10 protein-coding genes are annotated in these 15,089 nt (G+C 33.6%); 6 read left to right on the forward strand and 4 right to left on the reverse strand.

Features of this window, described 5'->3' with window-relative positions:
• The first annotated feature begins 54 nt into the window (after positions 1-54).
• The 6 genes from ACNQF6_RS01945 to ACNQF6_RS01970 all read left to right on the forward strand — a co-directional run bounded on the left by ACNQF6_RS01945 (position 55) and on the right by ACNQF6_RS01970 (position 10,292).
• Positions 55-3,681, forward strand: coding sequence for a UvrD-helicase domain-containing protein (locus ACNQF6_RS01945; RefSeq protein ID WP_417962738.1), 3,627 nt, complete (start codon positions 55-57; stop codon positions 3,679-3,681).
• Between the two features lie 47 nt (positions 3,682-3,728).
• Entirely contained in the window at positions 3,729-4,922 is a 1,194-nt protein-coding gene (gene kbl / locus ACNQF6_RS01950) for a glycine C-acetyltransferase (protein ID WP_417962740.1), read from the forward strand.
• 133 nt (positions 4,923-5,055) lie between these two features.
• Complete coding sequence (locus ACNQF6_RS01955; RefSeq protein ID WP_417962742.1) at positions 5,056-6,489, forward strand: OmpA family protein; 1,434 nt, start codon at positions 5,056-5,058, stop codon at positions 6,487-6,489.
• A 63-nt stretch (positions 6,490-6,552) separates the two neighbouring features.
• Positions 6,553-9,318: a PD-(D/E)XK nuclease family protein gene (locus tag ACNQF6_RS01960; RefSeq protein WP_417962744.1), complete on the forward strand. Its 2,766-nt coding sequence runs from the start codon at positions 6,553-6,555 to the stop codon at positions 9,316-9,318.
• A gap of 66 nt (positions 9,319-9,384) precedes the next feature.
• The gene (locus tag ACNQF6_RS01965) at positions 9,385-9,624 is read left to right on the forward strand and encodes a hypothetical protein (protein WP_417962746.1); all 240 of its coding nucleotides are present in this window, start codon (positions 9,385-9,387) and stop codon (positions 9,622-9,624) included.
• On the forward strand, positions 9,621-10,292 hold the full coding sequence (locus ACNQF6_RS01970) for an ATP-binding cassette domain-containing protein (RefSeq protein ID WP_417962748.1): 672 nt from the start codon (positions 9,621-9,623) through the stop codon (positions 10,290-10,292). The genes ACNQF6_RS01965 and ACNQF6_RS01970 overlap by 4 nt, the downstream gene beginning before the upstream one ends.
• Here ACNQF6_RS01970 and ACNQF6_RS01975 read toward each other — a convergent pair.
• From ACNQF6_RS01975 to ACNQF6_RS01990, 4 genes are all read right to left on the reverse strand, one after another.
• Positions 10,289-11,071, reverse strand: a complete 783-nt coding sequence (locus ACNQF6_RS01975) for an alpha/beta fold hydrolase (RefSeq protein ID WP_417962750.1) — start codon at positions 11,069-11,071, stop codon at positions 10,289-10,291. The two genes, ACNQF6_RS01970 and ACNQF6_RS01975, sit on opposite strands and share 4 nt — an antisense overlap.
• Positions 11,072-11,102: 31 nt before the next feature.
• Positions 11,103-11,705: a hypothetical protein gene (locus ACNQF6_RS01980; protein WP_417962752.1), complete on the reverse strand. Its 603-nt coding sequence runs from the start codon at positions 11,703-11,705 to the stop codon at positions 11,103-11,105.
• A gap of 6 nt (positions 11,706-11,711) precedes the next feature.
• Positions 11,712-14,045: an HsdM family class I SAM-dependent methyltransferase gene (locus ACNQF6_RS01985; RefSeq protein ID WP_417962754.1), complete on the reverse strand. Its 2,334-nt coding sequence runs from the start codon at positions 14,043-14,045 to the stop codon at positions 11,712-11,714.
• Between the two features lie 87 nt (positions 14,046-14,132).
• On the reverse strand, positions 14,133-14,933 hold the full coding sequence (locus tag ACNQF6_RS01990) for a TIGR00266 family protein (RefSeq protein ID WP_417962756.1): 801 nt from the start codon (positions 14,931-14,933) through the stop codon (positions 14,133-14,135).
• Positions 14,934-15,089: the final 156 nt, after the last annotated feature.

Here is a 15,089-nt window from a genome sequence, read left to right on the forward strand (position 1 = left end):
ACGCTAATTCTAAATCAGAAATCTAAAATCGTTAATCAGAAATCTAAAATCGCAATGCAAAGACCTTCCTTTTCCATATACGACGCATCGGCCGGCTCCGGAAAAACCTATGCGCTTGTCAAAGAATACCTGAAAATTATCCTTGTTGCTCCAAAAAATGATGCTTATCGCAACATTCTCGCTATTACGTTTACCAACAAAGCGGTTCACGAAATGAAAAGTAGAATCGTAGGCAGTCTTTCTGAATTTGCCAAAGAGGAACCTAGTTCAAAAGCGCAGGATTTAATGCAGGATTTAGCGATAGATACCGAATTGTCTATTATCCAAATCAAAACCAAATCGCAACAAATCATCAAGCACATTATTCATAATTATGCCGCTTTTGATATTTCGACCATTGATAAGTTTACGCATAAAGTGATTCGGGCTTTTGCGCATGATTTGAATTTGCCCATGACTTTTGAAGTCACTTTGGATACCGAAAATTTATTGATAGAAGCCGTCGATGCTATTATTGCTCAAGCTGGAGAAGATGAAACATTAACAAAATTGTTAATTGATTTCACGATGGAAAAAACCGATGATGATAAGTCTTGGGATATTTCTCGTGAAATTCTCGAAACCGGTCGGTTGGTTTTAAACGAAAATAACAGAAATGAAATCACGCATTTTCAAGATAAATCCATCACTGAATTTGTCGAAATTAAAAACAAACTATCCGAAGCCTGTAAAGACTTAGAAAAGCAAACTATTATTTTTGCAGAAGAAGCGCTAACGGTAATTGATAAAAACGGAATTGATGTAAAATCTTTTTCCAGAGGGACTTTTCCAAATCATATTAATAGTATTCAGCAAGGAAAATTCAATCCCAAGAATAAAACTTTTCATGAGTTTGATGATATTGCAATCAATAAAACGGCAAAAGATCGAGCGATTATCGAAAACCTTATTCCTGAATTTTTGCTAATTCTTACTAAAGTTTATACGGCTTTCGAAAAGATAAATTTCTATAAAGCGTTCCTGAAAAACATTACGCCATTATCATTACTAAATACCGTAAGTAATGAATTAGCCAAAATTCAGGAAGAACAAAATGTACTTTCTATTTCAGAATTTAACGCCATCATTCACCGAGAGATTCAAAATCAGCCGGCACCTTTTATATACGAACGATTGGGCGAGCGCTACCGTCATTTTTTTATTGATGAATTTCAGGATACGTCCGAAATGCAGTGGCAGAACCTGATTCCGCTAATTGATAATGCGCTTTCGGGTCAGGATGACTACGGTGTAAAAGGGACTTTGATGATTGTGGGCGATCCCAAACAATCCATTTACAGATGGCGTGGCGGAAAAGCGGAACAATTCATTGAGTTGAGCAAAGACCAAAACCCATTCAACAATCCAGATAAAAGACTCGAACATTTAGATAAAAATTACAGGTCTTATTCGCAGATAATCGAATTTAACAATGATTTTTTTAAATTGTTATCGAATGAATTCGAGCATTTGGATTATAAAGATTTGTATGAAAACCACAGCCATCAAAAAACGAATGATAAAACGGGCGGTTATGTAAATATTTCTTTTATTCCAAAAGTAGAAACTTCGGAAGATGACGAAGAAACTTTGGATAAAACGGATTTGTATGTTTTAGCGACATTAAATACGATTCAAAAAGTACTACAACAAGGCTTTCAATACAAAGACATTGTGATTCTGACTCGAAAACGAAGTCAGGGAATTGCGATTGCGAATTATTTGACGGAGCAGGGAATTCCGCTGTTGTCTTCGGAAACCTTGATGATTCAAAATGCCACCGAAGTTCGATTAATTATTCATTTATTGAAATATTTGAAAAACAGTTCTGATTTAGAATCCAAAGCAAATTTTCTTCAATATTTAGCGCAAAATAGTCAGGATAAATTACCGATTCACGATTTTGTTGCTCAAGGAATGGCGTTGTTTCAGGAAACTGATTTCGAAAATTGGTTGATGAGTTTTGATGTCTCACTTTCGTTTCAAAACATTCGAAAAAAATCATTGTATGAAGCGGTGGAGACAATAATAGCAAAGTTCCTTCCCCCAGCCCCCTCCGAAGGAAGGGGTGACGTAATAGTGAACAGTGTGAGTAAATTAGCATACATGACAGGCGGGAATTATTCTCATCTTTTAATTGAAAAAGCAAAAGAGAAGAGAAAGGATCCAACGCATGCTGAGAAAGTTCTTTGGATGGAGCTTAAATCGAAAGCACTAGAAGATTATAAATTTAGGCAGCAACATTTAATAGATGATTTTATTGTTGATTTTGTTTGTTTGTCAAAAAAACTGGTAGTTGAAGTGGATGGCGATTATCATTTTACAGAAGAACAGATTGAGTTAGACATATATAGAACCCAGACTCTAATTGAATTAGGGTATAAAGTAATTCGATTTACTAATGAGCAAGTTATAAAGAACATTTCGGAAGTTTTGAAAGAAATAAAAAAGGAGTTAGCGAGTCAAGAAATTTTTCTAGATTCTGTTGCTCCAGTTTCGGCTCCCTCTCCTTCGGGGAGGGTCGGGGAGGGGAATGCTTACGTTCAATATTTTCTAGATATCGTTCTCGAGCGCGACATTCGGAACCAGGCAGGAATTTCAGATTTCTTGAATTTCTGGGATAAAAATGCGGAGAAATTCAGTATTCCCTCTCCGGAAGGGACAAATGCCGTTCGGATTATGACGATTCACAAATCGAAAGGATTGGAATTTCCAGTCGTGATTTTTCCTTTTGCCGAAGAAGATTACAATAGAAAGCCAAAAGATAAATTATGGCTGAATGCTGAAGAACAAGATTTTGGTTTGCCAAAGGTTTTAATAGACAATAGTAGTGCGGTGGAAGGTTTTGGAGAGGAAGCTGCTGAGGTTTACAACCAAAAGAAACAGGAAGAATTATTGGACAACATTAATGTTCTGTATGTGGCTTTAACGCGTGCCGAAGAACAATTATATGTTATCTCAAACATGAATTTATCCAGTAAGGGGGAATTGCCAAAGAATAATATGTGTAGCTTTTTCATTAATTATTTAGGTAACAAAGGCGAATTTTTCGAAGATAAATTAGAATACGAATTTGGAAATGCAGCAAAACTATCTTCCGTAAAACAACATGTCGATACTTCAAAAACGATTCCTTTGGTTTCTGAAATTTTAAATCCTAAAAACATAAAGATTGCGCAACGAGAAGCATTAATGTGGGGAACGCATCAGCAGGAAGCTATAGAATACGGAAATGTGATTCATGAAATTTTATCTTTTGTAAAAACTAAAAACGATGTTGATTTGGCAATTACAAAGTCTATTGAAAACGGATTGATAACTTTTGGTCAGAAAGAAACTGTTTTTAATACGATTCAGGAAATTGTTAATCACAGTGAATTAGAAATTTGTTTTGCTGAAGGAAATGAAGTTTTGAATGAGCAAACTATTATTCAAAAAGAAGGCACAACTATTAAGCCGGACCGAATGGTTTTGACAAAAAACAAAGAAGTTTTGTTATTGGATTATAAAACAGGTACACACAATGTGAAATACCAGCAACAATTGGAAAATTATCAAACAGCAATTGAGTTAATGGGTTATAAAGTGATAAAAAAAGCACTTATTTACATCGGAAAAGAAATCGATGTAGTAAATTTGTAGCCTTAAAAATGAATTATTCGCAAAATTGAACTTTTAAAAATATAAAAATGTACGGAAAAATAAAAGAACATCTTCAAGCAGAATTACAGACTATTGAAGATAATGGAATTTTCAAAAAAGAGAGAATTATAACTTCACCTCAAGGAGCAGAAATAACTATTTCTACAGGAGAAACGGTATTGAATTTTTGTGCCAATAATTATCTTGGATTATCATCGCACCCAGAAGTGATTCAGGCTGCTAAAGATGCTTTGGACACCCATGGCTTCGGAATGTCATCCGTGCGTTTTATTTGTGGAACTCAGGATATTCACAAAACATTGGAGAAAAAGATTTCTGAATTTTACGGAACCGAAGATACTATTCTTTACGCTGCAGCTTTTGATGCTAACGGAGGGGTTTTTGAACCTTTATTAGGAGAAAACGATGCGATAATTTCAGATAGTTTGAATCACGCATCCATTATAGACGGAGTTCGTTTGTGTAAAGCGGCTCGTTATCGTTATGAAAATAGTAACATGGAAGACCTGGAACAACAATTAATCAAGGCTACAGAAGCTGGAACTCGTTTCAAATTAATTGTCACAGACGGTGTTTTCTCGATGGATGGCGTTGTAGCTCCTTTGGATAAAATCTGTGATTTAGCCGATAAGTATGATGCGATGGTTATGGTAGATGAATGTCATGCTGCCGGATTCATTGGTGCAACCGGAAAAGGAACGCTCGAGGCAAAAGGTGTAATGGGAAGAGTAGATATTATTACTGGAACATTAGGTAAAGCACTTGGCGGTGCAATGGGAGGTTATACGACTGCTAAAAAAGAAATTATCGAAATATTGCGTCAGCGCTCAAGACCTTACTTATTCTCTAATTCTTTAGCGCCTGCAATTGTTGGTGCATCTATAAAAGTTTTTGAATTATTAGAAAAGGATACTTCATTACGTGATAAATTAGAATCGAATACTAATTATTTCAAAGAAGGAATGAAGAACGCAGGTTTTGACATCATTGACGGTGATTCAGCAATAGTTCCAGTTATGTTGTATGATGCAAAATTGTCACAAAAAATGGCAGATGAACTCTTAAAAAAAGGAATTTATGTTATTGGATTCTTTTTCCCTGTAGTTCCTAAAGATAAAGCGAGAATTAGAGTACAGTTATCTGCAGCACATACAAAAGAGCATCTAGATAAGGCTATCAGTGCTTTTGTTGAAGTTGGTAGAATGTTAAATGTTATATAATTTTTAATTGAAGTTATATAATTTCCACTTTTGGCGGTTTTTATGGGTTTTTTTTAACATTTAGTTTTGTAGTTAAAAATTTACGCATTACTTTTGTTTATAATTAACTAAATTGTAATTAAAAAATTTAAGTATGAAACATCTTAACAAACTTTTAGTTGCTGTAATGATGGTGATGGGATTAAGTTCTCAGGCACAAGACAGTAACAATCCATGGGCACTCTCTTTTGGAGTTAATGCCGTAGACACTAAAGCTAGTGCTGGTGGAGGACATAATTGGCTAGATCAACATTTCTCTCAACCTTTTGCAGTTAAAGACAACTGGAACATTCTTCCTTCGGTGTCTTATTTAACTTTATCTAGATATGTAGGAGATAATTTCTCTTTCGGAGTTTCTGGTTCTGTGAATAAAATTGACAAATTTGTGAGATTTGCTCCAACTGCATTAGGTCATGATTCACGTGGTTATGTAGTATCTAATCCTGGAGATTTAATGTATTATGGTGTAGATGCAACTGTTAAATATAGTTTCATGAATTTGATTAGTTCTAAAATCATTGATCCCTCTTTATCTGTTGGAGGAGGTTATACTTTCTTTGGTGATAGTAGCTACGGAACTTTAAACCCGGGTGCTGGTTTAACTTTATGGTTTACTGAAAATGTAGGTTTAGAACTTGCTACTAAATATAAAAAATCTTTTGGTGATAGAGTAGATGCTTCTGGAACTCCAGATGCTCCATCACATTTTCAACATTCAGCTGGACTTATCTTCAAATTTGGAGGTAAAGATACAGATGGAGATGGAATTTATGATAAAGATGATGCTTGTCCAGAAGTTGCTGGTTTAAAACAATTTAACGGATGTCCTGATACAGATGGAGATGGAATTCAAGATAGTGCTGATGCTTGTCCAGAAGTTGCTGGTTTAGCTGCATTAAACGGGTGTCCTGATACAGATGGAGATGGAATTGCTGATAAAGATGATGCTTGTCCAGAAGTTGCTGGTTTAGCTGCATTGAAAGGTTGTCCTGATACTGATGGAGATGGAGTAGCTGACAAAGATGACAAATGTCCAGCTGTTGCAGGTCCTAAAGAAAACGCAGGTTGTCCTTGGCCAGATACTGATGGAGATGGTGTTTTAGACAAAGATGACAAATGTCCAGATGTAAGAGGTACTGTTGCTAATCAAGGTTGTCCAGAAGTTTCAGAAGAAGTTATGAAGACTTTAAACAACTATGGTAAAATTATCTTGTTTGATTCTGGTAAATCTACTTTCCAAAAAGGAACTTACACAGTTTTACAATCAATCACTTCAATATTAAAAGAATATCCTTATTCAAGATTTATGATCGAAGGACATTGTGATAGTGATGGTAGTAATGAACTTAACCAAACGTTATCTGAGAACAGAGCTGCTGCAGTTAAAAATTATTTAATTGAAAACGGAATTGCTGCTGATAGACTTAGATCTTCAGGTTTTGGAGAAACTAAACCAATTGCAACTAACAAAAATGCAAAAGGAAAAGCAATGAACAGAAGAGTTGAAATATCTTTGATTAAAGAATAATTTCTTTCTAAAATATTTTTGAAAACGCCTCGATTTATCGGGGCGTTTTTTTATTTTTATAAAATGACAAATACTTCTTTTTTAGATAAAATAGCCACAGTTTTAATTGAAAATTACTCAGGCAATCTTTCGAATACCATTGTAGTTTTACCAAACAAACGAGCTAAAATATTTCTTATTGAAGCGTTAAAAAATCAAGTTTCAACTAATATACTTTCTCCCGAAATTATAAGTATTGAAGATTTTGTTCAAAATATTGCAGGTATTCGCACCATAGATCCCATTGAACTATTATTTGAATTCTATGAAGTCTACTTATCCATTACCGATAAAGCAAACCAACAAACGTTTGAATTGTTTGCCAATTGGGCAAAAACGCTGTTACAAGATTTTAATGAAATTGACCGCTATTTATTAGAGCCATCACATGTTCTTTCGTATTTGAAAGATATCGAGGATATTAAAAAATGGGGAATTGAAGTCGAAAATAAAACGGTATTATTAGAGAAATATATCGATTTTTGGAAATTACTACCCAATTATTATCAATCCCTTTATACTCATTTACTGAATAAAGGAATCGGATATCAGGGATTAATTTATCGTGAAGCGGTAAACAATTTAAACCATTTTTCGAATTCTGTACAAAATAAACAATTTCTTTTTGCTGGTTTTAACGCATTGAATGCCGCTGAAGAAAAAATAATTCAACACCTTATCGCTTCTGATCAGGCCAAAATATATTGGGACGTAGACCAAACCTTTCTCAATGATCCGTATCACGATGCAGGGCTGTTTGTGCGACGTTTCAAAGAAAGTTGGAAACATTATAAACTACATCCGTTTGAATGGATTGTAAATGATTTTTCGCAAACTAAAAATATTCAGATTATTGGAACACCAAAAACAATTGGCCAAGCCAAAATAGCCGGAAGTATTATTGAGAATGTCATTAATAAAAATCCCAACGGCAAGTTGGATAAAGTGGCTGTGGTTTTGGGCGAGGAAAATCTGTTAGTCCCGCTTTTATATTCATTACCCGCAAGCGTTGGAGCTTTGAATATTACAATGGGGTATTCGAGTAAGAACAATCCAGCCCAGATTTTGATTGCCAAATTATTCAAAATGCACACGAATGCGTTGTCCAGAAATGCCAAAAGTTATGTCTTGTATTACAAAGATGTTTTGGATATTTTGACGCATCCTTTGGTGGAGCCGTATGCGAAAACCAGCGCGCTTGTCCATACCATCAATCAAAATAATTATACATTTATTACGCATCATAAATTGATGGAATTGAATGTAATTCCAAGCGAGTTGTTTCTCTTGTTATTCCAAAAATGGGAAAATGGTTCGATTCCGGTATTAGAGACTATTTCTAAATTATTGCAAACTATAAAAGAAAATTTAAGTAACGACAACCAAGAAGAAAAAATCACTAAGGCTTTTGTTTTTGCTATTTTCAAAGTCATCAATAAACTGATTAATTACTATTCCAAGCATGAACACATCGATAAAATAGAAACGCTTTATGCGATTTACAAACAAGTAATTGATTTGGCTGAAGTTTCTTTTGAAGGAGAACCTTTGAATGGTTTGCAAATTATGGGAGTCTTAGAAAGCCGTGTTTTGGATTTTGACACTGTTATTGTCACTTCAATGAATGAAGGCAAATTTCCGGCGGGGAAATCACAAAATTCTTTTATTCCGTATGATGTGAAACGCGAACTAGGTTTGCCTACATTCAAAGAAAAAGATGCCATTTATACCTACCATTTCTATCATTTATTGCAACGTGCCAAAAATATTTGTTTACTGTATAATACTGAAAGTGAAGGTTTAGATGCGGGTGAAAAAAGTCGATTCATAACCCAACTCGAAGTCGAAAAGCAAAAAAATCACACGTTGACCCACGAAATTTATAATGCTGTTTTACCTGAAACGGCGTACCAACCGATGGTGATTCCAAAATCGGAAAGTGTGATGGTACGATTGAAAGAAATTGCAGAAAAAGGGTTTTCTCCATCGGCATTGACGAGTTATATTCGGAATCCGATTCAGTTTTATTTTCAGAAGATTTTACGCATCAGCGAAGTCGAAGAAGTAGAGGAGAACATTGCCTTGAATACCTTGGGAACCATTATCCACGAAACGTTGAAAGTTTTGTACGAGCCTTTCATTGGTAAATTTATTTCTGAAAGTGATATTCTAAATTGTTTCAAACAAATTGACGCTGAGGTTTTGAAACAGTTTAAATTGGTTTACAAAGAAGGTGAAATCAAAAAAGGTCGAAATTTATTGGCGTTTGAAGTGGCTAAACGAAATGTTTCGAATTTCCTGAAAGTGGAATTAGAAAGTATTAAAAATGGTGATGCGATAAAAATTATAGCTTTAGAACAAACTTTTGGAAGAACTTTAAATCATCCTAATTTGCCTTTTCCTGTATTGATAAAAGGAAATGTGGACCGAATTGAAGAACGCAACGGAGTCATTCGAATTATCGATTACAAAACGGGTAAAGTAGAAAAAGCGAGTGTCACTTTGAAATCTTGGAACCGATTAACCGAAGATATTAAAAGCGACAAAATCATTCAGGTGCTCGCGTATGCTTATATGTATGAACATGAGGCAAAAGGAAAGCCAATTGAAGCCGGAATTATCTCTTTTAAGAATTTAAAAGCAGGGTTTCTTCCATTTAATTTTAAAGAAGACAAAGAAATAAATTCAATTATAAATGAAGAAATTTTGAGTAATTATTTAGAACAAATGGTTCTTTTATTAAGCGAAATTTTGGATGAAAGCATTCCTTTCGAAGAGAAAATAATTTAAATAGAATTCACAATCAGAAAATTAGCCAACATCTTTGAATTTTACAAAAGCACTTTGACGATAAACATGTCAATAAGTGTTTTGGCATGGGTTTTTGGAGGATTTGAAACCTTCAAATACGTGGTTATTATTTTTGGTTTCTTCATCAGTATTTTGATAAAAGAAGTGAATGCTAAAAATGAATACCTGTTTTATTACAATAACGGAATCTCAAAACTGAATTTATTCATCTATGGTTTTCTGATGAATTTTGTTTTTTCGATGGTACTGATTTTATTCATTAATGTAGTACTGAAACTCGTATGACTAAAAATATTTTAGAAGTAGACAGTGTTCAAAAACAATATGATGGAAAAATCATAGTTTCCGATGTGTACTTGAAATGCGAAACCGCAGATATCATTGGTATTTTAGGAAGAAATGGTTCCGGAAAATCTACTTTGTTGAAAATCATTTTCGGAATTGTAACTGCCGATTTTAAATTTGTTCGAGTTGATGGCGTCGTGAAATCAAAAACCGGCAATTTGCTAAATGAAATCAGTTATTTGCCTCAAGATAATTTTATTCCAAATTCATTCTCGATACAAAAGACAATCTTATTATCGATCGCCAAAGAGAAATTACAGGATTTCTATGCTGATGAAATGATTCAATCGATGTTGGATAAAAAAATAAAACATTTATCCGGCGGAGAATTACGGTATTTAGAGATTAAATTAATACTGAATAATGCGTCAAAATTTGTTTTGTTGGACGAGCCTTATAATGGTTTGTCGCCCATAATGATTGAAAAAATTAATGAATTAATCACTACAATGTCAAGTGTAAAAGGCATTATTATCACGGATCATAACTATGAGAATGTGATTAAGGTTTCCACAAAACTAGCGTTGATGAAAGAAGGAAAAATGCACCATTTGAAAGACAAAAGCGAATTGGTTGAAAAAGGATATTTGAAATCAGGAATGATTTAGATGCTTTTGAAAAAAGCCAACAATACAATCAATAACTGGTCTTGGTTTTCAATATGACTCATGTGTCCGTCCGGAAAAGTCACTAATTTTACTGTTGTGTTTTCAATTTGTTCTTTGGTTTCCTCGTAATTCAGGACAGGATCTTTTTCGCCCAGAATTAATAATTTTGGATAGGGTGTAAGGTGCAACAACACTTCCCGATCTTGTCGTATTTTCATTCCTTCCAGTGACGCAACGATTCCTTGAAGCGGTGTTTTTAGAGCTTCTTTTTTTACGCTTTCAATCTCTAATGAAAGTCGTTCTCTGTTAGATTCGCTGAATAAGTTTGCAATAGAAAGTGAAACAAAGTTCATAAAAGATTGTTTTACCGCTTTGATAGCTCGATCCCGATTTGTTTTTCGTTCCTCGCTGTCGGCTCTTGCGGTCGAGTTTAGTAGTACCAATCCTTTTATCGTATCAGGATATAATTCGGCGAAAGCCAAAGCAACATAACCGCCCATAGAATGCCCGACAAAAATTGCTATCCGGATGCGTAATTCCGATAAAACAGCGTGAACAGCATCGGCATTATCTTCCATCGTTTGCACGTAACTCAAACATTCTGTTTCGCCATGTCCCAATAAATCAATCGTGATGACGCGGCTTTTTTTAGCAAACTCCGGAATATAAAAATCCCACATGCCTTTGTTTTCCAAGAAACCATGAAGCAAGACAATAGCGGTTCCTTTCCCGGTATCGGAATAGGAGATGTTGGTATTTTTAAAGAGAATTTGTTTCAAAATAATGATTTTAATTTTAAATCTTCAAAAATTATTTTGCATATTCGAGTTGTACTTTTATATGTGCCAATAAACCTTGAAACCATTTAACAATTTTCAATTCATTGTTTAAAACATGAACATCTTTTTCATCATTAATCCAATTCCCATTCATTGCAAAATGAATCCTATTAACATCAATGATTTTTGATTTTTCTTCTTTCAAAATAGCCATAAAACCCTCTTCTTGGAAGGAATTGGCATATTCGTCAAATGTATTTTCAATTGCTTGATTAGAAGTAATATGCCAATGAGGTTGAGGGTGTTTCTCGCTGGCATTGTTGTAATCGTCCCATTCAGCACGAAATAATTGATTTTTTCTGTTATCATTTCCCAAACCTTGAAAAACCGATAGAGAAATAAAAGTATTTTGATCTTCAAATTTAATAATAATATAAATCCAGAAATCACCAAACCATTTAATTACATTAATCTCTTCGAGTGAATTATTGTAGTTGTTAATTGCTTTTGAAGTGTTATCACCAGTGATTTTAAATCTATTTGCGCTACTTGGACTAAGAATAAATGAGGATTCTGTAAATAGTATTTTACAATGTTTATTTATTTCTGAAATAAGATTAGATTTGTTTAGCATATGAAATTATACTTCAGGATAAAAGTATTTAATTAAAATCTCGTCTGAAACAGATTTTATATATGAGTTACCGATAGATAATTCTTTTCCTATTTCTACTAATTTGCTGTAACCATCCGAATTTTTCACGTCTTCGGAATTTACACTTGGAATAGGAATTTGACTCGTATACATTTTACCTAAATCATACCAATTTCCGCCGGCTAATTGTTTTGAATAAATAGACAATAACTTATCGAAAAAAGTGCTAGAAAAAAGTGCTAAATAAAAATAATAATCAGAATTCTCAAAATTATTTTTAGGAATCCAAGCATTTCCTCTTTCTACAACAAAAGAACCATTTACGTCAAAAGCGAATGAGTCAGATTTTCCAAACTCTGTGGAAACAAGTTTAGGTTTTTTTTCAAATTGCCAATTTCGAGGTCTAGTAAGTCCCCACCATTCAGAAATTCCTTTTCTTTTCTTTAAGATTGCCTCACTTGGTTTCAGTTTGGTTGTGTAAAATGTATTTGCATTTATGTCTAACTCCTCTTCGTTATGAAGCATTATTCCCTGTTTGTCGTAAGGATACCAAATAAATTTTTTATTAAAAAGACTTCCATGTTTAATAGACTCGTTATCAATAACCAATCTAAAGTATTTTTTTTCGTTTTCAGGTAAACTTTTAAATGTATCCTCTGATATTTTGAAAACATCTTTAACACCTTGTCGTATTCCTTGTTGAACATTAAAGACATCTTCTACTCTTGATAATTTTTGTTCTGAGATAAATCTTTCAATCGTTTTTAATAGTTCATTTTCCTTTAAAGATATTGGTTTCCAACTTTCTTTTATAATGGGAAACTGAACCGGCTGAAATACGCTGTAATCTTTTTCGTTTACGGTTGATAAATTAGAATATGTCATTTTACGTAAATCACGAAGTGCATTTTGCACAATACCTTTTTCGTTTCTTGTCCATAATACTGTTGGAGTAAAATGCGACTTGGGTTTGTGTCCGATTATTAAACTTACATCTGTTAAAGCATCTTCAAAAACAAAATTCCCGAGTTTGCCTATTAAATTTATTGTTATCAAATCATAAATGTTATTACGCAGATTTTTGTAGGCATCTAAAGTTAACAAAGATGATGGGATGACGCAACCAATTACTCCATCGTCATTTAAACATTGTATTGATTTATAAAAAAAGGCACTAGCTTGATTAGGTTTTCCGTTGAAATTTGAGCCTAAAGTGTCTTTAACTGCGTCTCTCAAATTTTTAGTATTTAATTGTTCCCAAGAAACAAAAGGGGGGTTCATTAAAATTAAATCATAGTCAGCATTCCAAAATTCTGTAAGAGAATCATCTACCAATTTAATCTCAAAACTGAGTCTTTCTTTCCAGATAGTTCTCTGTTCATATTTAAGTAAAAAGTTAGATGTATTAATAGCAGTTTCTGAAGTGTCCCAACCCTTAATGATTATGTTTCCAGAATAATTTAGTTCTTTTAATTGTTTTAGCGTTTCAATTAAAAACTCAGAAGATCCACAAGCAGGATCAAATATTTTTAAATTAGGTTTTTTTAGATTAATTATTCGGAGTGCGTTTTCAACTATTGTCCTTGCTAAATAAGGTGGAGTGTAATGGATACTAGAATATAAGTTGTTTAGAGTTTGTATTTTATTGGAAACTCCTCCAAATAAATCTCTTTGAGGATTAAAAAATAAGACTTCTTTTTGTGCTTCTTGAAAAAGCACACCAGCTGAGTGTCTGATTATTAAGTCAAGTTCAGGTTTAATATTGTCAATTCCAATTTGTAGTTTTTCAGTGAAGTTGTCAAATCCATTTGGAATATGAACACTATTTATGTTCCATTTAGTTATATCGATATTGTTATAATCATCTTCAAGACTTGTTAATAAAACAAATAGCAAATTTAAAGCTTCTACTGGATTTGTTTTTTCTAGAGTAATATTCCTGAATTGTCTAAAAATATCAATAATCACAGGAACAACATCCTTTTCAGATTTAATACTTTTTGATAATAAATAGTTGTAAAATTTATCAAAATTATCTGAAACTTGTTTTTGTGAGATTACTTCTTCTGGTTTGTTTTTTAACCAGTTGTAAATTCTTACATTGTCTTTATCGAGAACTACAAAATTTTTAGTGTTACTAGACCAAGATTTTGAGAAATAATCTTTAACATCACTTTCGTCTTTTTTTGTTTGCAAACAAAAATCACCATATCCCCCATTTAACATTACGAAATTTGATTCGTTGTTTGTAGGTTTTAAGTGGATTGGTAAGAGTCCAAAACTTTTTTTCCAAATAGATATGTCAGATAGGTCAATCATAAAGCAAAAATATACTTTTTATTTAACTTTTGTAAGATCGATAAATAATAAAAAACGGCTTCCATTTCTGAAAGCCATTTTAATTATTTAAAATCGTTTATCTCCATCGAGCAAACTTCCTAATCCGCCTAACAAACTGCCTTCGTCACGACTGTTTCCGCCAGCTCTCGGAGCAGATGCGATGATTCTGTCGGCGAGTCGGCTGAAAGGTAACGATTGTACATAAACTGTTCCCGGACCACGAAGTGTGGCATAAAATAAGCCTTCGCCACCAAAAATGGAATTTTTGATACCGCCAATAAACTCAATGTCATAATCAACATCTTTTGTAAAGCCTACGATACAACCCGTATCGACTTTTAGGATTTCGCCTGCGGCTAATTTTTTTTTAGCTAATGTTCCGCCGGTATGTACAAACGCCATTCCGTCGCCTTCTATTTTTTGCATGATGAAACCTTCGCCACCAAACAATCCACGACCGAGTTTTTTAGAGAATTCGATTCCAACAGAAACACCTTTGGCAGCGCAAAGGAAAGAATCTTTCTGGCAAATGAATTTTCCGCCAAATTGTGTTAAGTCAATTGGGATAATTTTCCCTGGATAAGGCGATGCGAATGAAACTTTGCTTTTGGTATTGTTTTGATTGATGAACGCTGTCATAAAAAGACTTTCGCCTGTCAGAACTCTTTTTCCTGCGCTTAAAAGTTTACCGAACAATCCGTTTTCTTGTTCGGAACCGTCTCCAAAAATTGTTTCCATTTGGATATTATTGTCCATCATCATAAAACTTCCCGCTTCGGCAATTACAATTTCCTGTGGGTCCAGTTCTATTTCCACATATTGCATTTCCTCGCCGTAAATGTGATAGTCTATTTCGTGTGCTTGCATGATTTCTGTACTTTAAGGTTTTTAATTAATTTTTTTCACCATTAAGAATCAGAGCTTAATCGTTCTTAATTTCTTAATGGTTCAAATCAGATATTGAATATGTTTTAAAAAATAGTTGTTGTTTTAAATAAGTCGGAAGGGTGATTATAAAGTTAC

It is taken from the genome of Flavobacterium pasteuri (assembly GCF_048286615.1).
GTDB lineage: Bacteria > Bacteroidota > Bacteroidia > Flavobacteriales > Flavobacteriaceae > Flavobacterium.

What these genes read in the sequence shown, in the direction of transcription:
- ACNQF6_RS01945 (WP_417962738.1), top strand. Translation starts at nt 55, where the DNA reads ATGCAAAGACCTTCCTTTTCCATATACGACGCATCGGCCGGCTCCGGA.
- kbl (WP_417962740.1), top strand. Translation starts at nt 3,729, where the DNA reads ATGTACGGAAAAATAAAAGAACATCTTCAAGCAGAATTACAGACTATT.
- ACNQF6_RS01955 (WP_417962742.1), top strand. Translation starts at nt 5,056, where the DNA reads ATGAAACATCTTAACAAACTTTTAGTTGCTGTAATGATGGTGATGGGA.
- ACNQF6_RS01960 (WP_417962744.1), top strand. Translation starts at nt 6,553, where the DNA reads ATGACAAATACTTCTTTTTTAGATAAAATAGCCACAGTTTTAATTGAA.
- ACNQF6_RS01965 (WP_417962746.1), top strand. Translation starts at nt 9,385, where the DNA reads ATGTCAATAAGTGTTTTGGCATGGGTTTTTGGAGGATTTGAAACCTTC.
- ACNQF6_RS01970 (WP_417962748.1), top strand. Translation starts at nt 9,621, where the DNA reads ATGACTAAAAATATTTTAGAAGTAGACAGTGTTCAAAAACAATATGAT.
- ACNQF6_RS01980 (WP_417962752.1), bottom strand. Translation starts at nt 11,705, where the DNA reads ATGCTAAACAAATCTAATCTTATTTCAGAAATAAATAAACATTGTAAA.
- ACNQF6_RS01985 (WP_417962754.1), bottom strand. Translation starts at nt 14,045, where the DNA reads ATGATTGACCTATCTGACATATCTATTTGGAAAAAAAGTTTTGGACTC.
- ACNQF6_RS01990 (WP_417962756.1), bottom strand. Translation starts at nt 14,933, where the DNA reads ATGCAAGCACACGAAATAGACTATCACATTTACGGCGAGGAAATGCAA.